This is a genomic window from Piscinibacter sp., assembly GCF_047600445.1.
Classification (GTDB): Bacteria; Pseudomonadota; Gammaproteobacteria; order Burkholderiales; family Burkholderiaceae_C; genus Piscinibacter.
Map to the genome: position 1 here is coordinate 2665895 of NZ_JASGKT010000002.1, position 19291 is coordinate 2685185.

Genomic DNA, 19291 nt, shown 5'->3' on the forward strand with positions numbered 1-19291 from the left:
TTGGTGTCGGCTGGTAAGCGGAGGGCCGGAAACGAAAGAGGCCGCGCGACGGCGGCCTCGTTCGAGGATGGGCGCCTGGGCGCGACCTCAGCGCTTGCTGAACTGCTTGCGGCGGCGCGCGCCGTGCAGGCCGACCTTCTTGCGCTCGACTTCGCGCGCGTCGCGCGTCACGAAGCCGGCGCGGCTCAGCTCGGGCTTGAGCGCCGCGTCGTAGTCGATCAGCGCGCGGGTGATGCCGTGGCGCACCGCGCCGGCCTGGCCGGACTCGCCGCCGCCGTGCACGTTGACCTTGATGTCGAAGGCCGCGTCGTTGGCCGTCAGCACCAGCGGCTGCTTGACCACCATGATGGAGGTCTGGCGGCCGAAGTACTGCTCGACCGGGCGGCCGTTGATCACGATCTGGCCGCTGCCCTTCTTGATGAAGACGCGCGCCACCGACGACTTGCGGCGGCCGGTGCCGTAGTTCCAATTTCCGATCATCACCGCTCCTTAGATGTCCAGCTGCTTGGGCTGCTGGGCGGTGTGCGGATGCGTGGCACCGGCATACACCTTCAGCTTCTTGACCATCGCGTAGCCGAGCGGGCCCTTGGGCAGCATGCCCTTGACCGCCTTCTCGAGCGCGCGCCCGGGATGCCTGGCCTGCATGTCCTTGAACTTGGTGCCGTAGATGCCGCCCGGGAAGCCCGAGTGGCGGTAGTACACCTTGTCGTTGGCCTTGTTGCCGGTGACGCGGATCTTGTCGGCGTTGACGACGACGATGAAGTCGCCGGTATCGACGTGAGGCGTGTAGATGGCCTTGTGCTTGCCGCGCAGGCGGAGGGCGACTTCACTGGCCACCCGTCCGAGGACCTTGTCGGTCGCGTCAATCACAAACCACTCATGCGTCACCTCGGCCGGCTTGGCGCTGAAGGTTTTCATGTGCGTGGAGTTGCTTCGGTAACACCCTCGCCTCGCGAGGCCCCGCTTCTGTGAGTGGCGGACTCTCGGCTCGGCCGCACGGGCCGCTGCCGACCCGTGTTTTCCGCAGGGCGAAAAGCGGAAAAGCCTGTGAGTCTAGCAGATCCCGGCGCTCCACCAAAGCGGCCACTTGTCACGAATGACGGACACCGCCGGTGCAGGTTGGACTTCCATCTCTAGCCAGTTCGCATAGACTAGGGTTAACCCTAGACTGTGAGGACACGATGAACCCCATCGACCAAGTCTCCGTCAACCCGGCCGAGAAGCCCGCCACCAGCGGCATGGCCGCCACCCCCGATTCACGCTGGAGCTGGGTGCCGATCCGCTCGCTCGGCCCGCGCCATCGCGAACGCATCGTCGCCCACCTGCTGGGCCTGGACGAGAACGACCGCTACCTGCGCTTCGGCTACCCCGCCACGGATGCGCAGATCGCCCGCTACGTCGACACGCTCGACTTCGACCGCGACGAGGTCTTCGGCATCTTCAACCGCCGCCTCGAACTGATCGCGATGGCGCACCTGGCCCACCCGAGCACGCCGGCCGACCCGGCACGCGGCGCGATGGCCGAATTCGGCGTCTCGGTGCTGCGCAAGGCACGCGGCCGGGGCTTCGGCGCCCGGCTGTTCGAGCATTCGGTGTTGCACGCGCGCAACCGCGGCGTGCAGACGCTGTTCATCCACGCGCTGAGTGAAAACACCGCGATGCTGAAGATCGCGCGCAACGCCGGCGCGACGGTGGAGCGCGAAGGCTCCGAGTCGGACGCCTGGCTGCGGCTGCCGCCCGACACCTTCGCCTCGCACGTCGAAGAAATGGTCGGCGAGCAGGCCGCCGAGTTCGACTACCAGATCAAGCGCCACGCCAGCCACGTGCAGCAGATCCTGGACACGATTTCCGAAGTCAAGGCTCACATTTCCAGCAGTCATCACATCGCCGGCGAGTAAAGCGCGGCGCGGCCGCAACGTTCGGCGTGAGGCCCCAGATCTGGGGATGCGGATGGTGCGCGCGGCGTACGTAACATCCGGTACATTGGCTGCTCGCGATCGACCTGCCCCGTCGCACGCGGCCTTACTCGCGCCTAGCCCTGGGGCCTGCCAGGGGAGCGGCGCGAGCCCTCCCAGTTAACCGGCCCTAGGACATGCCGACCCCGACGCTGCTCGTTGCGCTGTCTGCCCTCGCAGGGGCTGCCGCGGCCTCCGCGACCTGGCTGTGGTGGCTGCGCCGCCCGCCCAAGCAGGTACCGCTGCCGACCGAGTGGGCGCTGTCGGCGCGGCCGGTCTTCTCCACCGACGAGCGCCGCGTCTACCGCCTGCTGCGCGAGGCGCTGCCGCATCACATCGTGCTGTCCAAGCTGCCGCTGGTGCGCTTCAGCCAGCCCGTCGATCCGGGCCGCACGCGCTACTGGTACGAACTGCTGGGCTCGATCCACGTCACCTTCGCGGTGTGCAGCGCCAACGGCCGGGTGCTCGCCGCGATCGACCTCGACACCGACCGCGCCAACTCGCGCCGCATCCTGCAGATCAAGCAGGCGGTGCTGGGCGCCTGCCGCGTGCGCTACCTGCGCTGCCCGGTGGAGAACCTGCCCTCGGTGGCCGAACTGCAGTTGCTGGTGCCGCAGGCCGGCGCCAACGCGCGCGGCCCGCAGGCCGCCCGGCCGCCGGCGCCCTCGCTGAACCAGGCGCGCGACACGCTCGCCAGCACGGTGGCGAGCCGGCGCGCCGAACGCACCGCGCTGTGGCAGGACTCCTCGCTGTTCCAGGACTCCTTCTTCGCGCCCGACACGCGCATCGAAGGCTCCGGCCACAGCGAGTTCGGCCTGCTCTCGCCGATCGAGCCGCGCAGCCGCCCCGGCGCGCTGGACGGCGACGAGGACATCGGCGGCGTCGTGGTCGACGGGCCGCGCTACTCGATGCGCTGAGGCACGCGCGTAGGATGCCGGCCATGCCGCCGCATCCTTCCGCCGCCGAAGACACGCCCTACGCCGGCCTCTCGCCCGAGCTCGTGCTCGACGCGCTAGACGCCGCCGGCCTGCGCGGCGACGGGCGGCTGATCCAGCTCAACTCCTACGAAAACCGCGTTTTCCAGGTGTTCCTCGAAGACGGCCGCGTCGTGGTGGCGAAGTTCTATCGCCCGGGGCGCTGGAGCGATGCGCAGATCCTCGAGGAGCACGCCTTCGCCGCCGAACTCGCCGAACACGAGGTGCCGCTGGCCGCGCCCTGGCCGCTGGCCGCCGATGCGCGCTCGCTGCACGCCGCGCGGCTGGCGGGCCTGGGTCCGACGCTCGCGTCCTTCGCCACCGACGCGGGCAGCTACCGCTTCGCGGTGGCCGAGCGCAAGGCCGGCCGCGCGCCGGAAGTCGAAGACCCGGCGGTGCTGGAGTGGATCGGCCGCTTCATCGGCCGCATCCACGCGGTCGGCGCCGCCGGCCGCTTCACGCACCGGCTCACGCTGAGCCCGGCCAGCCACGGCCACGAGCCGCGCGACTGGCTGCTCGCGCACGACATCGTGCCGCCCGATGCGCTGCCGGCCTGGCGCGCGATGGCCGAAGCGGCGCTCGAACGCGTCGACGCCGCCTTCGCGCGCGCGGCGCCGCTGCGCACGCTGCGGCTGCACGGCGACTGCCACCTCGGCAACATCCTGTGGAGCGCCGCCGGCCCGCACTTCGTCGACCTCGACGACGCGCTCACCGGCGCGGCGGTGCAGGATCTGTGGATGCTGCTGTCGGGCCCGCGCGCCGAGCGCACGCGCCAGCTCGGCGCGGTGCTCGACGGCTACGAGCAGTTCATGGATTTCGACCGCCGCGAGCTGGCGCTGATCGAGCCGCTGCGAACGCTGCGCATCCTGCACCACAGCGCCTGGATCGCGCGGCGCTGGAAGGACCCGGCCTTCCCGATCGCCTTCCCGTGGTTCGAGAGCCCGGCCTACTGGACCGAGCAGGCCACGCGGCTGCGCGACCAGCTCGAGGCGATGGAGGAGGACCCGCTGGCCGCCTGAACGCTGCGCAGCGCGATCAGAGCGCGAGCAGCGCGTTGACGCGCTTCAGGTAGGCGCCCGGATCCTCCAGCGTGCCGCCCTCGGCGAGCAGCGCCTGGTCGAACAGCACCTGCGCCAGCTCGTCGAAGTGCGCGCTCGACTCGAGCCGCTTGACCAGCGCGTGCTCGGCGTTCACCTCCAGGATGGGCATGGCCTTGGGCGCCTCCTGCCCGGCCTGCTTGAGCAGCCGCGCGAGGTGGCCGCTGATGTCGCCCTCGTCGACCACCAGGCAGGCCGGCGAATCGACCAGGCGCGTGGTCACGCGCACGTCCTTGGCACGGTCTTTCAGCGCTTCCTTGAGCCGGTCCAGCACCGGCTTGAACGCCTCGGCGGCCTGCTCGGCGTGTTTCTTCTCGTCCTCGTCCTGCAGCTTGCCGAGGTCGACCGCGCCCTTGGCGACGCTTTGCAGCGGCTTGCCGTCGAACTCGAACAGGTGCGCGAGCAGCCACTCGTCGACGCGGTCGGTCAGCAGCAGCACCTCGATGCCCTTCTTGCGGAAGATCTCGAGCTGCGGGCTGCCCTTGGCCGCGGCGAGTGTTTCGGCGGTGACGACGTAGATCGCCTCCTGGCCTTCCTTCATGCGGCCGATGTAGTCCTTCAGCGAGACGCCGCTGTCGGCGTGCGTGGAGGCGAAGCGCAGCAGCCTGGCCAGCCGCTCCTGGTTGGCGTGGTCCTCGCCGACGCCTTCCTTGAGCACCTGGCCGAAGTCGGCCCAGAACTTCGCGTACTTCTCGCGCTCGGCGGCGTCCTCGCTGTCGGCCAGCGATTCGAGCATGGCCAGCACGCGCTTGGTCGAGCCTTCGCGGATCGCCTTCACGTCGCGGCTTTCCTGCAGCAGCTCGCGGCTGACGTTCAGCGGCAGGTCGGCCGAGTCGATCACGCCCTTGACGAAGCGCAGGTACACGGGCATCAGCGCCTCGGCGTCGTCCATGATGAAGACGCGCTTGACGTACAGCTTCACGCCGCCGCGCTTGTCGCGGTTCCACAGGTCGAAGGGCGCCTTGGCCGGGATGTAGAGCAGCTGCGTGTACTCGCTGCGCCCTTCGACGCGGTTGTGCGTGTAGGCCAGCGGCGGCTCCGTGTCGTAGCTGATCTGCTTGTAGAACTCGGCGTACTGCTCGGGCGTGATGTCGCTCTTGGCGCGCGTCCACAGCGCCGCGGCCTTGTTGACCGGCGCCCACTCGTCGCCGAGCTTCTGCTGGCCGGCCTCGGCGTCCCATTCCTCCTTGCGCATCAGGATGGGCAGCGAGATGTGGTCGGAGTAGCGGCCGATGATCGAGCGCAGCTTCCAGCCGGAGAGGAACTCCTCCTCGCCTTCGCGCAGGTGCAGGATCACGCTGGTGCCGCGCTCGGGCCGCGTGAGGGTCTCGACCTCGAAGTCGCCGCTGCCGTCGCTGGTCCAGCGCACGCCTTCTTCCGGCTTCAGCCCGGCGCGGCGCGACTCGACGGTGATGCGGTCGGCGACGATGAAGCCGCTGTAGAAGCCGACGCCGAACTGGCCGATGAGCTGCGCGTCCTTCTTCTTCTCGCCTTCGAGCGCGGCCATGAACTCGCGCGTGCCGCTCTTGGCGATGGTGCCGAGGTTGGCCACCGCCTCGGGCTCCGACAGGCCGATGCCGTTGTCGGTGATGGTGATGGTCTTCGCCTCGGCGTCGAAGGCGACGCGCACCTCGAGATCGGGCGCGTCCTCGAACAGCGCGGGCGCGTCGAGCGCCTCGAAGCGCAGCTTGTCGCAGGCGTCGGAGGCGTTGGAGACCAGCTCGCGCAGGAAGATCTCCTTGTTGGAGTACAGCGAGTGGGTGACGAGGTGCAGGATCTGCTTGACCTCGGCCTGGAAGGAAAGGGTCTGTTTGCTCATGGATCGGCACACATCGGGATTGGGAAATCCTCGATTTTCGCCAACTTCGGCGCCGCTCACACGAGACCCAGCGCGTGGTGCCACAGCAGGTCGCCGAGATAGCGGCCGGGCAGCAGCGCGAACAGCCCCGCGCCCACGCAGGCGCCGAAGTAGGTGCGCTGCATCGCCTTGCGGTGCAGCGCGACCCGGCCCCGGGCGATGGCGTGGATGGCCCCGGCCAGGCCCGCCAGCGTCGCCAGCGCGAGCAGGTGGATGGGCGAGAAGCCGGCCCATTGCCAGCCCAGCGTGCTGCGGATGAAGAAGGCCGACAGCGCCGCGCCGGCCATCGCCGTCACCCAGGCGTAGCCGAAGGCGCGGTGGCCGCGCGAGCCCTTGTGCGCCCACAGCGCGACGGGGCCGAGCACCAGCGCGATGGCGGCGAAGACGAGGTGGACGACGACGGCGGGCGCCAGGCTGGCGAGCGATGGATCCTTGACCATGACCGGCTCCTGCGACGATGACTGAGTGCGGTCATCGTGCCGGCCGGCCCGCCGCGCGGCGAGCGCGCTGCGACGAAGCGCGCCGGCGCGGCGCGAAACGCCGTCAGCCGCGCTTGAGCACCTTGGCCACCGGGTTGATGCGCAGCCGGAAGGCGTCCGGCATGCCCGAGCCGAGCAGCGGCCGCAGGTACAGGCGGAAGGCGTCGGTCACGTCGGTGCCGTCGGCGCTGATGAAGGCGTCGTCCATCGTGCGCGTCTTACCGGCCACCGCGTCCAGCGGCGCCAGCTCGTAGTCCACCGAGTAGAAGCCGGTGCGCTTGATCGCCACCGAGCCGTCGCGCTGGCCCCACATCGCGTACTGCACCGCCTTCTCGCCGACCTCGCGCGCCTCGCGCTGGTCGACGTCGCTGACGCAGCCGATGAAGCTGCGCTGCAGGTAGCCGAAGGTGTCTCCGCGCACGCGCTTGATCTTCAACTGGCGCTTGATCTGCTCGCACAGCAGGTCGGCCAGCGCGCCGCTGCCCGAGAGCTGCACGTTGCCGTGCGCGTCGCGCTCCAGGTCTTTCGCGAGCTGCGCCGCGATCGGCGCGCCGCCGGCGTCGTGGATGCCTTCGGACACCGCGACGACGCAGCGGCCGTGGCGCTGGTAGGTGGCCTTCACGTCGGCGAGGAACCTCTCCAGCACGAAGGTGCGCTCGGGCAGGTAGATCAGGTGCGGGCCGTCGTCGGGGAACTTCTTGCCCAGCGCCGACGCGGCGGTCAGGAAGCCGGCGTGCCGGCCCATCACCACCGCGACGTACACGCCCGGCAGCGCGGCGTTGTCGAGGTTGGCGCCGGCGAAGGCCTGCGCGACGAAGCGCGCCGCCGAGGGGAAGCCGGGCGTGTGGTCGCAGCCGACGAGGTCGTTGTCTATCGTCTTCGGGATGTGGATAGCGCGCAGCGGGTAGCCGGCCTTGGCCGCCTCCTCGCTGACGATGCGCACGGTGTCGGCCGAGTCGTTGCCGCCGATGTAGAAGAAGTGCTCGATCTCGTGGGCGCGCAGCACCGCGAAGATCTCCCGGCAGTACTTCAGGTCGGGCTTGTCGCGCGTGGAGCCCAGCGCCGAGGCCGGCGTGCAGGCCACCAGTTCGAGGTTGTGGCTGGTTTCCTGCGTCAGGTCGACGAAGTCCTCGTCGACGATGCCGCGCACGCCGTGGCGCGCGCCGTAGACCCGCCGCACCTCGCCGAAACGGCGCGCCTCCAGGGCCACGCCGACCAGCGACTGGTTGATCACGGCGGTCGGGCCACCGCCTTGCGCAACGAGGATCTTTCCGGATTTCATGGCGCTGGCCTCCTGTGCGGCGTCATCCTACGCCGCACGAGGAGGCCAGCAAGCTTCAGGCCGCCAGCCGCAGCGGCTCGCGCGGCGTGCCTTCGTAGCCCTGCAGTTCGGCCAGCGCGCGGCGGATGTCGGCCTCGTCGCCGTCGATCACCGCGCGGTCGGCGCGGCGCAGCGAGTGCTCGATCAGCGCGCTGGCGAAGGCGCCGGCCGAGCCGATGGCCACGTACCTGCGCGCCAGCTCGCGGCAGCGCGCCTGTTCGGCGGGAAGGGCGTGGAGCAGTTGCGTGTTCATCATGGTGAGTTCTCCTGGATCTGGATCGAGAGGCCGGACGAGCGTCGCGTTGCCGCTGTCGTCCTGGCTCCATTCCAGTCCGGCGCCCTTCCCATTGCGACGCCGATCCGGCGTGATCCGCGTCGCGCGCCGAGACGATGCCCAGACGATCAGGGCGCCGACTTGCCGGCCGGGCCGCCGTACAGGCCGCGGCAGGGGGGCCGCGGCTTGTCGGTGCCGCCGCGCGGCGGCGCTTTTTTCGGGTCGAAGCTGGCGTTGAAGACCGGGAACTCGGGAATCGCCGCCGGCAGCAGGCGCACCCACTCGCGGCTTTCCTTGTGGTACTCGATGATGAAGTCGACCCAGTCGGTCACCTTGACGAAGTCGATGATGTGCGGCTGCACGCGCGGCTGGTTGGGGTCGGGGTTGATGTCCAGGTAGAAGGGCGAGCGCCAGTCCCACTGCCCGCGCAGCAGCGGGTCGGGCAGGAAGATGTTCATCGCCAGCGAGTCGGAGGTGAAATCCCACACGATGCCGCTGCCGGCGGCGACCCAGGGCGCATCGGTGCTGCCGTAGACCTTGATGCCGTGCAGCGCGTCGCGCAGCGCCTTGGCGGCGGCGTGCACCGGGTGCGGGCGGAAGTCCTGGTTCAGCAGCGCGGCGGCGAAGCTCGCCAGGTCGGTGAGCTGGTCGGGCGCCTCCAGCACGTAGCCGGCTTCGGTGTCGTACTGCTGCGCCTCCAGGATCGCCTTGCCGATGGCCTGCACCACGAGCTGGCGCGCCTGCGAGTGCGGCGGCGGCGTGCGCAGCGCGGCCAGCAGCGCGTCGGCGAGGTCGTCCAGGCGCTCGGTGATGTCCTTCATGCGCTCGAGGCGCACCGCGCAGCCTATCGTCGGGTGGTTGCCCTTGGCTTCGAGGATCTTCTGGTTGCCCTTGGCGAAGGCGTGCGCCAGCTCCCGGGCCGTGGCCGTGCCCTGCTGCGCCAGCGCCGCGAACACGCCCGGATAACCCTCGCCGGCGGTGAAGAAGTTGTAGTTCGGGTAGCCGGTGGCGTACTCGGCATAGGGCGCCACGGTGTGCAGCACCTCGGCGGCCATGTTGAAGCAGTTGTCGAAGTGGATCACCGAGAGCTTGGGAACGCCGGCGTCGAGCGCAGCGCGCAGCGCCGCGCCCAGGCCCCAGGTGGACAGCGGCATGTGGTTGCTGGGCAGCAGGGGCGATCCGGCCGGCAGCAGCGGCGAGCCCGCAGGCAGCAAGGGTGAGCCGGCCGGCAGCAGCGGCGAACCCGCCGGCAGCACCGGCGCGCCGCCCGCGCTGGCGCTCAGGCGCCATTCGAACGCGCCCTTGTTCGTCAGGTTGGCCAGGCTGAGCTGGCGCCGGTCGATCTCGGGCAGGTAGCCGGCGCCGTGGCCTTCCAGCGCCAGCACGATGGCCGCGCTCGGCCGGCTGCGGTGCGCGTGGCGCAGGAAACCCGCCAGGTTGGCCGGCGCGGCCATGTCCTGCTTCCAGCGCGAGCTGACCTTGGCCTCGGCCGGCTTGCCGGCCTCGATCTCGACCAGCCAGGTGTCGTCGCCCACGCGGTCGATCAGCGCCGCCACGTGGATGCCCTGCGCCGCCACCTTCACCAGGCCCTGCATCAGCGGATGCTGCGCCAGCGTCTGCGAGCTGCCCTCGGGGTAGGTGGACAGCGTCTCGTCGCTGCCGAAGGGCGCGTAGACGGCGAACAGCACGCTGTCGGTGCGGGCGGCGGTGTCGTGCTTGTCCGGCACGAGTCTGGGCAGGGTCATGGTCGTTGCTCCTGGTCGCGGGTTGTCGGCGGCGCCGGGGCGATGCCCGCGTGCGCGCACGGTGGGCGGACCTTACGCCCCTCACCGTCCCATTCACAGGCATTCGTCCTTCGGTGGGATGTCCGGCCGCCAGACGATCGTGAGACGATTATTCATTGCCATGGAAACACCTGCTCACAATTTCGCAAGCCCACCGCGCCAGCCGCCGCAGCCGGTGGCCGAAGCGGTGCTCGAAAGCCTGCTCGCCGCGCTGCGCGCCGGCTCGCTGGACGAGTGGCTGCGCCGCCGCCGCCGTATCGCGCGCTGGCTCGCGCGCCACTGGCTGGGCCCGCTGCACGGCGCGGCCGGCGAGACGCTGGACGCCGCCCACCCGGCGGCGGCCGTCGAACTGCTGCTGCGCTGGGCGGTCGGCCAGTTGCGTCCCGACCGCGCCGCGCTGGCCGAGCCCATCGCCCGCGACGCCTGGCTGGACCGCACGAGCTGGCGGCCGGTGCTGGCGCTGGCCTGCCAGCTCGGCTTCGTCGCGGTGCCGGCCTTCCGCGAGCGCTATCGCGGCCATGCCGACGAGGCCGCGGCCAGCCAGTTGTGCGGGCTGTGGGCGGTGGGCGCCAGCACCTACTACCGCTACCTCGACAAGGGCAAGCGCGCGCTGGCGCAGTGCCTGCGCGGCGTGCCGGCCAGCGCCGAGCAGCGCCTGGCGCTGCGGGCGCTGGCCGGCGAGCACGCCGCGGCGCGCTGCGCCCTGGCCGGCCCCGAGTCCCGCGCCGCCTGGCACACCCGCCACGGCGCCGCCGCGCAGGTGGCCGGCGACAGCCTGGCCGCGCTGTGGCATCTGGCGCAGGCCGGCGACACCGCCGGCGTGACGCGCACGCTGCAGCGCCACAGCGTCGAGCTGGCCAACGAGGCCGAGACCGAGGCGATCGTCGACGCGGTGCAGGCCGCGGCGGCCTCCCCCCGCGAGCGCGTCGAGCTGCAACTGGCGCGCGCCGCGCTGGCGCGCATGCGCGGCGACGCGGCCGGCGAGCAGGCGCATCACGAACAGGCGCTGCGCCTGGCGGCCGAGGCCGGCGACACGCTGCTGCTGGGCATCGTCTACGGCGCGCTCGGCAAGTTCCACGAGCCGCGCGACCTGGACCGCGCCTTCGCCTGCTACCAGGACAGCGTCGAGCACCTGCGCCGCTGCGGCCTGGGCGAGGACGCCGGCGCGGCCGTCGAGGTGATCGAGGAGTACGTCGCCACGCTGGTGCGCCTGGCCTGGCTGTACGCGCTGCGCAACGACCCGCGCGCCCACGCGCTGCTGGAGCGCGCGCAGGCCGTGGCGGGGCGCTACACGTTGTCGCCGGCGGCGCTGGCGATGCTGGAGCAGACCTGGGGCGAATGCCTGCGCCGCGCCGGCGACCTGCCGCGCGCGCTGGAACACAAGCACCGCGCGCTGCTGCTGTACGAGCGCATCGACGACCGCCAGGCCATCCTGAAGACCTGCGGCAACCTGAGCCTGATCTACGGCGAGGCGAAGGACTTCATGCGCGCGCGCGACTACGCGCAGCGCGTGCTGGCGCTGGCCGGGACGATGACGGTCGAGCCCGAGATCCTCGCCAGCACGCACATGAACCTGGGCGTGGCCTGGTTCTGGCAGTCCGACTACGGCCGCGCGCGCGACGAGTACCAGCAGGCGCTGGACATCGCGATGCGCCACCGCCTGCACCGCGTCGCCGGGCTGGCGCACTACAACCTCGCCGAAGTCGCCTACCTGCAGTTCAAGCAGTCGGGCGATGCGCTCGACGAGCGGCGCGGCGACGCGCACGCCGCCGCCGCGACGGCGATCTGGCCGCACGAGAGCGACCCGACGCACGCGCAGGCCACCAAGCGCCTGAAGCGCGACATCCTCGGCCCGGCCGAGGACCGCGCGCGCGACCGCATGCTGCCCTCCGAGGCCGCAGCGCACTACGCCGAGATCGCCGACGTGCAGCACCAGCGCGAGCTGCTGGCGCTGCCCGGCGCGCCAGCCGAGCACGTGCGCGCGCACCTGGCGATCGCGCGCGCCTACCTGGCCATCGCGATGAAGGAGCGCGAGGCCGCGCTGGCGCTGATCGAGCGCCATGCGCTGGGCGACGGCTTCGCCGGGGAGCTCGACACGCTGCGCCGCACCTTCGAGCGCGAGCTGACGCGCGAGCAGAGGCTCGCCGCCGCCTGGCGCGAAGCCAGCGCCGACCTGATCAGCGCGCAGCGCTGCCAGGCCGTGCTGGCGCGGCTGCTCGAAGCCGGCTCGCTCAACAAGAGCGGCTATGCGAACCTGTGCGAGCTGAGCCCGGCCACCGCCTCCAAGCACCTGGTGACGCTGGCCGAGCGCGGCCTGCTGGTGCAGACCGGCCGCGGCCCGGCGACGCGCTACACGCTGCCGGCCTGATGCGCGGGCTTCCGTTCGCCCTGAGCCCGTCGAAGGGCCTCGCGCCGCAGCTCGACCGGGGCTTCGACAGGCTCGGCCCGAACGGGATCTCTGCCCAGCTCGCGCGCGCGCAACTGCCCGCAGCCGGCCTGCACGTCCTGCCCGGCCGACTGGCGCAGCCGCGCCAGCACGCCGCGGCGGTTGAGCATGCGCATGATCCTCTGCGCGCGTTCGTCCGGCGGGCGGCGGAAGTCCAGGCCGTCGACGGCGTTGAACGGAATCATGTTCATGATCGCGTAGCGCCCCGCCAGCAGCGCGACCAGCGCCTCGACCTCGTCGTCGCCGTCGTTGACGCCGTCGATCAGCGTCCACTGGTACTGGATCGGGTAGCCGGTGGCGCGCGCGTAGCGCTCGCCGGCCGCGACCAGCTCGGCCGGCTCCAAGCGCGGCGCGCGCGGCAGCAGTTGCGCGCGCAGGTCCGCCTTGGTGGTGTGCAGCGACAAGGCCAGCGCCGGCTTGACGCGCCCCAGCGGCAGGCGCTCGAAGACACGCGCGTCGCCCACCGTGGAGAACACGAGCTGCTTGTGCGCGATGCCGCCGGCGGTGCCGAGCAGCTCGATCGCCTCGAGCACCGCGTCGAGGTTGTGCGCCGGCTCGCCCATGCCCATGAACACCACCTTGCGCACCGCGCGGCGGCGCCGCGCCAGCGCCACCTGCGCGACGATCTCGGCGCTCGCCAACTGGCGGATCAGGCCGTCGCGCCCGGTCATGCAGAACACGCAGCCGACCGCGCAGCCGGCCTGCGTCGAGACGCACAGGCCCTCGCGCGGCAGCAGCACCGCCTCCACCGCCTGGCCGTCGGCCAGCGACACCAGCAGGCGCTCTGAGCCGTCTTCGCCGTCGTGCGCCGAGCGCAGCGTGGCCAGCGCGGCGAGTTCGGCCTCCAGCGCCGGCAGCGCCTCGCGCAGCGTGCGCGGCAGCCAGTCCTCGATGCGGCGCCGGCCGTGCGACTGCGGCAGCGCGTTGGCCCACAGGCGCAGCACGCGCTCCTCGTGCTGCGGGTTCGCGCCCAGGGCGCGCAGGCGGTGGCGAAGCTGGGCGATGCGCATCGTGCGCAGCCTACTTCACTTCACGTAGAGAACGCGCATGCCGAGCTGGCGGCCGTCGGGCCGGTCCAGCACGCTGATCGTCGCCTGCCCGGCGCGAAAGCCCTCGGGCAGCGCCAGCGTGCCGCGTGCGATCTCGTAGGCGCCAATGGACAGCGGCACCGGCTTGCCGACCACCCGCGTCTCCGCGCCGCTGGCGCCCTGCCCGCTGACGGCGAGCTGCAGCACGGCGTTGATCGGCCTGGCGCCCGCGCCGCGCGTCAGCGCCACTTCGTAGGCGAGGCCGGCGCCCTTGCGTTGCAAACGCCCGGCGCGCACCTCGACGGCGCCGCCGCGCGGGTCGGGCGGCAGCGCGTCGACGGCGAAGTCCAGGTCCTGGCGCAGCTTCTCGCTGCCGCTGCGGCCGGCGGCCAGGTCCTCGCCGAGCTTCTTGCCGTCGGCCTGCGCGGCCTGCAGCCTGGCGGCGGTGGCGTCGAGCTCGGCCTTCAACTGGCGGCGCTCGGCGTCGGCCTGGTCGTAGGCGCCGCGCAGCTCGGACGATTCCGACGCCGACAGGCGCGGCGGCAGGTGCTTCTCCTGCACGTAGATCACGCCGGCCACGCCGGCCGCCGCGCCGACGATCAGCAGCACCAGCCAGGGCGGCAGCGACCAGCGCGAGCGCTGCCGGCCGTACGAGAGCACCACGGGTTTGTTGTTTCCCCACATAGCCTTCGAGCCTAGCGTGCTTCGCGCCCGCCCGTGCAACACGATGTGGCAGGCGCGCGGGGATCGGGCGTTTCAAGCGCGCAGCCGCTCGCCGACGCGCTGCAGCGCATGGCGCGGCAGCCGGCCCGCGACGGCGGCGGCCACCGGCTGCGCCAGCATCGTGCCGAAAGCCTCGGCGACGCGCCCGGCCGGCACGCCGCGCAGGCGCGCCAGGCTCTGCGCGCGCGGCCGCACGCGGTCGAGGAACAGCAGGTCGAGGCAGGCCTCCTCGACGCGCCGGAACGGCTGCTCGGCCGAGCGCAGCGCGCGCACCGCGAGCTGGTTGCGCGCACGTTCGAGGTCCACCGCGCCGACACTGCCGGCCAGCTCCCGCATCAGCGTGCGCACCTCGGCGCAGAACTCGTCGAGGTGCTCGGGCGCCACCGAGGCCTCGATGACGAACTGGCCCCACAGGCCCAGCACGTCGGCCGAGCAGTGCGTGTAGTAGGCCAGGCCCTTGCGCTCGCGGATGCGGTCGAGCAGCGGCGAGCTCATGCCCTCGCCGAGCACCGCCGCGGCGACGATGCCGGCCGGGTCGTCGTCGATCAGCGACGCGGTCGGCCAGCCGATCACCACGTGGGTCTGGCTGCTGCCCGTCAGGCGCTTGGTCGTGATGCCGCCCGCCCACTGCGGCGCGGCCAGCGTGTTCGCCTCGCCGCGCGGCAGGCTGCCGAAGGCCTCGTCGGCCGCCGCGAGCACCGCCGCGGCGTCGACCTCGCCGGCCACGCCGATCACCACGTTGGCGCCGCTGTACTGGCGCCGCACGTAGCCGAGCAGGTCGTCGCGCGTGAAGCGCTCGATGTTGGCGCGCCGGCCGATCACCGGCAGCGCCGCCGGGTGCGCGCCGAAGCACTCGCGGTCGAAGGCCTGGAAGGCCAGGGTCAGCGGGTCGTCCTCGTCGTCGGCGATCTCGTGCAGGATCACGCGGCGCTCGCGCTCCAGTTCGTCCTCGGGGAAGGTGCTCTCGCGCACGATGTCGCCGAGCTGGCGCACGAACGCCGGCGCGTCGGCGGCCAGGCCGCGCATGTGGAAGGCGGTGTGGTCCTTGTCGGTGTGCGCGTTGACCTCCGCGCCCAGGCGTTCGGCGTCGAGGTTGATGCGCTGGCAGTCGCGCGTGCGCGTGCCCTTGAAGGCCATGTGCTCGACGACGTGGCTGATGCCGTTCAGCCCGGCGCCCTCGTGCGCGCTGCCGGTGCGCACGAACACGCTGACGCTGGCGCTGCCGGTGCCGGGCAGCGCGAGCACGACGATGCGCACGCCGTTGGCGAGCGTGGTGACGGCGGTGCCGGGTTCCTCGGTGGCTTCGAGCATGGGGCCGCTATCTTGCCAGCCCGGCCGGCCGCCCCGCGCCGCCGCGGTTCGCGCCCCACAGCGCCAGCCCCATCAGCGCGACGCCGCCCCACTGCAAGGGGCTCAGCGCGCGGTCGTAGACGATCTGGTCGACGACCACCGCCACCGCCGGGTAGACGAACTGCAGCACCGCGATCCGCGCGGTGGGCAGGCGCGCCATGCCGGCGTACATCAGCACGTAGGCCAGGCCGGTGTGCAGCACGCCCAGGCCGGCCAGCCAGCCCCAGGCGGCCGGCGCCGGCCAGCCGTGCAGCCACGGCCACCACGCCAGCGCGAGCGCGCCGACGCCGCACTGCCAGGCGGCGAAGGCATACGAGCCGACACCCTGCGCCGCCTTGGCGAGCAGCGTGACGATCGCGTAGGTGAACGAGCCGACCAGGCACAGCGCGAGGCCGACGAGGTAGTCTTGGCCGATCGCGGCCGGCCCTTCGTCGAGCACGCCGCTGGCCAGCGCCAGCCCGGCGAGCGCGAGCGGCACGGCCAGCGCCTGGCGCGCGGAGATGCGCTCGCGCCACCACCACGCGCCGAGCAGCATCACCCAGATCGGCTGCACGTGGACGACGACGGTCGCCACGCCGATCGAGGTGCGCTCGATCGCGGCGAAGAAGCTCGCCCAGTTGAACACCACCAGCGCGCCGGCGGCCAGCGCCGCGGCGAGCATGCGTCCGCGCAGGCGCAGCTCGGCGAGGCGGCGCGTCGCCGCGCCCCAGGCCAGCAGCGCCAGCAGGCCGAAGGCGCAGCGGAACCACACCGCCGTCAGCGGCTGCGCGCCCGAGCGTTCGAGAAACAGCCCCAGCGTGCCGAGCAGCGCGCCGCCGGCGCTCATCAGCCACAGGCCCTGGCGTTGGTGGGAAGCACTCATGCCGCCATCGTCGCCTCGGGTTCAGCGTCAGAAAAGCGGAATCTTCACCTGTCTATCATTCGAAAATCGAACGATTGAAGGAGCGGGCATGCGTGACCTGCAACTCGACTGGCTGCGCGCCTTCGTCGCCGTGGTCGACGCCGGCTCGCTCGCGGCGGCGGCGCCGCGCCTGCACCGCTCGGCGTCGGCGGTGAGCATGCAGTTGCTCAAGCTGGAAGAAGCCGCCGGCCGGCCGCTGCTGCTGCGCGGGCCGCGCCACCTCGAGCTGATGCCGGCCGGCGCCGAGCTGCTGGGCCACGCGCGCCGCCTGCTCGAGCTGCACGGCGACGCGCTCGCCGCGCTGCACGGCCCGCGGCTCAGCGGGCGCGTGCGCCTGGGCGTGCCCGACGACTACGCGGCGCGCTACCTGACGCCGCTGCTGCGCGGCTTCGCGTCGCGCCACGCCGGCGTGGAGATCGTGCTCGACTGCGAGCAGTCGACCGCGCTGATCCCGCGCGTGCAGCGCGGCGAGTTGGACATCGCGCTGGTCTCGCGCGACCGGCCCACGCGCGGCACGCTGCTGTTCGAGGAGCCGCTGGTCTGGGTCGGCGCAGCGCAGCACGAGGCCTGGCGGCGCGAGCCGCTGCCGGTGGCCGTCTACGAGCCGGGCAGCCTGGCGCGCAAGCAGGCCTTCGCGGCGCTCGGCGCGCAGCGGCGCGCCTGGCGCGTGGTCTACAACAGCTCCAGCCTGGCCGGCCAGATCGCCGCGGTGGAAAGCGGCATCGCGGTGGCGGTGCTCACGCGCTGCAGCGTGCCGCCGGGCCTGACGATCCTGGGCGACAAGCAGGGCCTGCCGGCGCTCTCGACGATGGAAGTGGCGGTGCTGCGCAGCAAGGCCTCGGCGCACTCGGCGGCGGTCGACGCGCTGCACGACGAGGCCGTGCGCACGCTGCTGCGCCCGCCCGGCGCCGGCGGCGTTCAGGCCGCGCCGAAGTGGCGCCGGTAGCGCGGCGGCAGGTCGGCGATGCGCAGCAGCAGCGGCAGGTCGGCGGTGCCGAAGTCCGGATCCCAGGCCGGCGCGCCGAGCAGTTTCGCGCCGCAGCGCAGGTAGCCCTTGATCAGCGGCGGCGGCTCGACGGGCAGGTCGCGGCGCAGTTCGTCCACCGGCAGCGGCAGGCGCGGCCGCACGCGGCATTCGATGGGCGCGAGCTGCATGTGGCGCAACTGCTCCCACAGGCTGGCGGCGACGTGGCCGCCGTCGCGCATGCCGACGCTGGCGCAGCCGATCATGGTCTCCAGGCCGTTGCGCGCCATGAACTCGGCCAGCGCGCCCCACAGCGCCAGGATCACGCCGCCCGAGCGCCAGTCGGCATGCACGCAGGAGCGGCCCAGTTCCACCATGCGGGCGCGGTAGGGGCGCAGCCGCGTCAGGTCGAACTCGCCCTCGCTGTACAGCGCGCCGACGCGCCGCGCCGCCGCCGGCGTCAGCACGCGGTAGGTGCCGATCACCTCGCCGGGCTCGCCGTCGGGGCCTTCGGGGGCGCGCACGATCAGGTGCTCGCAGAAGTCGTCGAACATGTCGATGTCGTGGCCGGCCGGCGCGCCCGGCGGCACGCTGAGCCGGGCGCCCATCTCCTGGGCGAAGACGGCGTGCCTCAGGCGCTGCGCGGCGCGGACATCCGCCGCATCAGCCGCCCAAGCCACCACGAGGCGGGGCGCGTCGCTGCGCGTGGGCGCCGGATGAAGCAACCTCCGGTTCGCCGCGGCGGGCGGCATCAGCTCGGCAAGGGGCAGCGTGGGCAGGGGCAGATCCCGCATCGTCGGTCCTCCGTCGTTGCCCCGGATGCTGGGGCGACGCAGTGACGCGGGCGTGAAAACCCGGTGACCGGCCGATGACGCGCCGCGCGCGCCGGGTGAACGCTCAGCGCCCGCTGAGCCAACCCAGCAGGCCGCGGCGCGGCTCGGCGCGCGCCGCCGCGGCGCTGCGCGACACCATCAGGTTGGTGCCCAGGTACAAGGCGTTGAGCAGCCGCGCGGCGCGCTCCAGGCTCATGCCCGGCCAGCCGGCGATCTGCTTCAGCGAAGCCGACTCGCGGCGCAGCCGCTCCGCCGCCGCGCCCAGCGCGCCGGGCAGCGGCAGTTCGTCGGCCTGCGGGGTGCGCAGCACGCGGTAGGCCGCGGTGCCGCCGATCTCGCCGAGCAGCCGCCCGCGCGGGCCGTGCAGCGCCAGGCGCCACAGCACCGGCGCCAGGGCGTGGAAGCCGTCGTCGGACGCCACGGCGCCGCCCAGGGCCCGGCCGGGCAGGCGCACGGCCGGCGGCTCGATCGCCATCACGCTGACGCGCGCCAGCGCGCCGTCGACCGCCTCGCTCAGCGGACGCGGCGAGTGGTAGAGCATCTGCGCCGGGAACACCGTCACCGGCCACACCAGTTCGGCGAAGCGCAGGTACACCAGCGCCGGCTCCTGCAGGCGCACGCAGGCGGCCAGCACTTCGAGCGCGTCGTTCTCGTCCTGGCGCCGCTCCAGCGCGGCGATCTCGGCCATCAGCGTGCTGGAGACGATGGTCGGCCGGTCGGGATCCTGCTGCGCCTGCTGGTGCAGGCGGTCGAAGGCACTGATACGCCAGAGGGTGGAGGCGTGTTCTTCGCTGGTCACTCGATTCTCCTCGGGGCGCGAAGCATAGCCCCGGAAGGCGGTGAATCTGCCAAATCCTTCACGCGGATTCGTAAGCGAGCGCAAACGACGCCATTTCGGCGCCGTTTCGGCGGCGCTTCAGCCGCCGCTGCGTTTGGCCGCGTGGCCCTCCTGCGCCAGCAGCGCCAGCACACGCTCGACGTGGTCGCCCTGGATCTCCAGCACGCCGTCCTTGGCCGCGCCGCCGGCGCCGCAGGCCGCGCGCAGCCGCTTGCCGAGCGCGGCCAGCGCGTCGGCGTCGAGCGCGAGGCCGCGCACCAGCGTCACCGTCTTGCCGCCGCGGCCGCCGCGCTCGCGGCTGACGCGCACCTGCCCGTCGCCGCGCACCGCTTGGCGGGCGGCGTCGGCGCAGCGGCAGGCCGCCAGCGGCCGGCGGCATTGCGGGCACATGCGCCCGCCGTCGGTGGAATACACGAGGGCCATGCAGCGGATTCTGCCACTGGATGCGTATACAGTCCCGCCTGAG

General features: G+C 72.5%; 19 protein-coding genes. 5 read left to right on the forward strand and 14 right to left on the reverse strand.

The genetic code is table 11. The features are described from left to right. Positions 1-87: 87 nt before the first annotated feature. Both rpsI and rplM read right to left on the reverse strand, forming a co-directional pair. On the reverse strand, positions 88-480 hold the full coding sequence (gene rpsI / locus QM792_RS16675) for a 30S ribosomal protein S9 (protein WP_374367685.1): 393 nt from the start codon (positions 478-480) through the stop codon (positions 88-90). Between the two features lie 9 nt (positions 481-489). Further along, entirely contained in the window at positions 490-918 is a 429-nt protein-coding gene (gene rplM / locus QM792_RS16680; RefSeq protein ID WP_415151225.1) for a 50S ribosomal protein L13, read from the reverse strand. 320 nt (positions 919-1238) lie between these two features. Between rplM and QM792_RS16685 the strand changes: the two genes are divergently transcribed. The 3 genes from QM792_RS16685 (at position 1239) to QM792_RS16695 (ending at position 3948) form a co-directional block, all read left to right on the forward strand. Beyond that, positions 1239-1898 (forward strand): GNAT family N-acetyltransferase, encoded by a 660-nt coding sequence (locus QM792_RS16685; protein ID WP_415151651.1) that lies wholly within the window; start codon positions 1239-1241, stop codon positions 1896-1898. A 194-nt stretch (positions 1899-2092) separates the two neighbouring features. Further along, a complete protein-coding gene (locus tag QM792_RS16690; RefSeq protein WP_415151226.1) occupies positions 2093-2872 on the forward strand; it encodes a DUF2726 domain-containing protein in 780 nt (259 codons plus the stop codon). Between the two features lie 14 nt (positions 2873-2886). Continuing rightward, positions 2887-3948, forward strand: coding sequence for a serine/threonine protein kinase (locus QM792_RS16695; RefSeq protein ID WP_415151227.1), 1062 nt, complete (start codon positions 2887-2889; stop codon positions 3946-3948). 16 nt (positions 3949-3964) lie between these two features. On the opposite strand, the gene htpG is transcribed toward QM792_RS16695, so the two are convergent. The 5 genes from htpG to QM792_RS16720 all read right to left on the reverse strand — a co-directional run bounded on the left by htpG (position 3965) and on the right by QM792_RS16720 (position 9703). Then, positions 3965-5845, reverse strand: a complete 1881-nt coding sequence (gene htpG / locus QM792_RS16700; RefSeq protein ID WP_415151228.1) for a molecular chaperone HtpG — start codon at positions 5843-5845, stop codon at positions 3965-3967. Positions 5846-5901: 56 nt separating this feature from the next. Then, positions 5902-6324: a DUF2306 domain-containing protein gene (locus QM792_RS16705; protein ID WP_415151229.1), complete on the reverse strand. Its 423-nt coding sequence runs from the start codon at positions 6322-6324 to the stop codon at positions 5902-5904. Positions 6325-6427: 103 nt separating this feature from the next. After that, a complete protein-coding gene (locus QM792_RS16710; RefSeq protein WP_415151230.1) occupies positions 6428-7645 on the reverse strand; it encodes a 6-phosphofructokinase in 1218 nt (405 codons plus the stop codon). A gap of 55 nt (positions 7646-7700) precedes the next feature. Further along, on the reverse strand, positions 7701-7940 hold the full coding sequence (locus QM792_RS16715) for a hypothetical protein (protein WP_415151231.1): 240 nt from the start codon (positions 7938-7940) through the stop codon (positions 7701-7703). Positions 7941-8086: 146 nt separating this feature from the next. Next, a complete protein-coding gene (locus QM792_RS16720) occupies positions 8087-9703 on the reverse strand; it encodes a clostripain-related cysteine peptidase (RefSeq protein WP_415151232.1) in 1617 nt (538 codons plus the stop codon). A 214-nt stretch (positions 9704-9917) separates the two neighbouring features. Between QM792_RS16720 and QM792_RS16725 the strand changes: the two genes are divergently transcribed. Then, positions 9918-12110, forward strand: coding sequence for a tetratricopeptide repeat protein (locus QM792_RS16725; RefSeq protein WP_415151233.1), 2193 nt, complete (start codon positions 9918-9920; stop codon positions 12108-12110). On the opposite strand, the gene QM792_RS16730 is transcribed toward QM792_RS16725, so the two are convergent. From QM792_RS16730 to QM792_RS16745, 4 genes are all read right to left on the reverse strand, one after another. Next, positions 12092-13198: an RNA methyltransferase gene (locus QM792_RS16730; protein ID WP_415151234.1), complete on the reverse strand. Its 1107-nt coding sequence runs from the start codon at positions 13196-13198 to the stop codon at positions 12092-12094. The genes QM792_RS16725 and QM792_RS16730 overlap by 19 nt on opposite strands. Before the next feature lie 15 nt (positions 13199-13213). Then, positions 13214-13900, reverse strand: a complete 687-nt coding sequence (locus tag QM792_RS16735) for a hypothetical protein (protein WP_415151235.1) — start codon at positions 13898-13900, stop codon at positions 13214-13216. Between the two features lie 72 nt (positions 13901-13972). Beyond that, positions 13973-15250, reverse strand: a complete 1278-nt coding sequence (locus tag QM792_RS16740; RefSeq protein ID WP_415151236.1) for a M16 family metallopeptidase — start codon at positions 15248-15250, stop codon at positions 13973-13975. A gap of 7 nt (positions 15251-15257) precedes the next feature. After that, complete coding sequence (locus tag QM792_RS16745; RefSeq protein ID WP_415151237.1) at positions 15258-16151, reverse strand: DMT family transporter; 894 nt, start codon at positions 16149-16151, stop codon at positions 15258-15260. Positions 16152-16239: 88 nt separating this feature from the next. Here QM792_RS16745 and QM792_RS16750 point away from each other — a divergent pair, with 88 nt between their 5' ends. Then, positions 16240-17136: a LysR family transcriptional regulator gene (locus tag QM792_RS16750; protein WP_415151238.1), complete on the forward strand. Its 897-nt coding sequence runs from the start codon at positions 16240-16242 to the stop codon at positions 17134-17136. Here QM792_RS16750 and QM792_RS16755 read toward each other — a convergent pair. From QM792_RS16755 to QM792_RS16765, 3 genes are all read right to left on the reverse strand, one after another. Then, positions 17109-17948, reverse strand: a complete 840-nt coding sequence (locus QM792_RS16755) for a GNAT family N-acetyltransferase (RefSeq protein WP_415151239.1) — start codon at positions 17946-17948, stop codon at positions 17109-17111. The two genes, QM792_RS16750 and QM792_RS16755, sit on opposite strands and share 28 nt — an antisense overlap. Before the next feature lie 103 nt (positions 17949-18051). After that, entirely contained in the window at positions 18052-18786 is a 735-nt protein-coding gene (locus QM792_RS16760; protein ID WP_415151240.1) for a hypothetical protein, read from the reverse strand. 117 nt (positions 18787-18903) lie between these two features. Beyond that, on the reverse strand, positions 18904-19248 hold the full coding sequence (locus QM792_RS16765) for a translation initiation factor Sui1 (RefSeq protein ID WP_415151241.1): 345 nt from the start codon (positions 19246-19248) through the stop codon (positions 18904-18906). Positions 19249-19291 lie beyond the last annotated feature (43 nt).

What these genes read in the sequence shown, in the direction of transcription:
- rpsI (WP_374367685.1), bottom strand. Translation starts at nt 480, where the DNA reads ATGATCGGAAATTGGAACTACGGCACCGGCCGCCGCAAGTCGTCGGTG.
- rplM (WP_415151225.1), bottom strand. Translation starts at nt 918, where the DNA reads ATGAAAACCTTCAGCGCCAAGCCGGCCGAGGTGACGCATGAGTGGTTT.
- QM792_RS16685 (WP_415151651.1), top strand. Translation starts at nt 1,239, where the DNA reads ATGGCCGCCACCCCCGATTCACGCTGGAGCTGGGTGCCGATCCGCTCG.
- QM792_RS16690 (WP_415151226.1), top strand. Translation starts at nt 2,093, where the DNA reads ATGCCGACCCCGACGCTGCTCGTTGCGCTGTCTGCCCTCGCAGGGGCT.
- QM792_RS16695 (WP_415151227.1), top strand. Translation starts at nt 2,887, where the DNA reads ATGCCGGCCATGCCGCCGCATCCTTCCGCCGCCGAAGACACGCCCTAC.
- htpG (WP_415151228.1), bottom strand. Translation starts at nt 5,845, where the DNA reads ATGAGCAAACAGACCCTTTCCTTCCAGGCCGAGGTCAAGCAGATCCTG.
- QM792_RS16705 (WP_415151229.1), bottom strand. Translation starts at nt 6,324, where the DNA reads ATGGTCAAGGATCCATCGCTCGCCAGCCTGGCGCCCGCCGTCGTCGTC.
- QM792_RS16710 (WP_415151230.1), bottom strand. Translation starts at nt 7,645, where the DNA reads ATGAAATCCGGAAAGATCCTCGTTGCGCAAGGCGGTGGCCCGACCGCC.
- QM792_RS16715 (WP_415151231.1), bottom strand. Translation starts at nt 7,940, where the DNA reads ATGATGAACACGCAACTGCTCCACGCCCTTCCCGCCGAACAGGCGCGC.
- QM792_RS16720 (WP_415151232.1), bottom strand. Translation starts at nt 9,703, where the DNA reads ATGACCCTGCCCAGACTCGTGCCGGACAAGCACGACACCGCCGCCCGC.
- QM792_RS16730 (WP_415151234.1), bottom strand. Translation starts at nt 13,198, where the DNA reads ATGCGCATCGCCCAGCTTCGCCACCGCCTGCGCGCCCTGGGCGCGAAC.
- QM792_RS16735 (WP_415151235.1), bottom strand. Translation starts at nt 13,900, where the DNA reads ATGTGGGGAAACAACAAACCCGTGGTGCTCTCGTACGGCCGGCAGCGC.
- QM792_RS16740 (WP_415151236.1), bottom strand. Translation starts at nt 15,250, where the DNA reads ATGCTCGAAGCCACCGAGGAACCCGGCACCGCCGTCACCACGCTCGCC.
- QM792_RS16745 (WP_415151237.1), bottom strand. Translation starts at nt 16,151, where the DNA reads ATGAGTGCTTCCCACCAACGCCAGGGCCTGTGGCTGATGAGCGCCGGC.
- QM792_RS16750 (WP_415151238.1), top strand. Translation starts at nt 16,240, where the DNA reads ATGCGTGACCTGCAACTCGACTGGCTGCGCGCCTTCGTCGCCGTGGTC.
- QM792_RS16755 (WP_415151239.1), bottom strand. Translation starts at nt 17,948, where the DNA reads ATGCGGGATCTGCCCCTGCCCACGCTGCCCCTTGCCGAGCTGATGCCG.
- QM792_RS16765 (WP_415151241.1), bottom strand. Translation starts at nt 19,248, where the DNA reads ATGGCCCTCGTGTATTCCACCGACGGCGGGCGCATGTGCCCGCAATGC.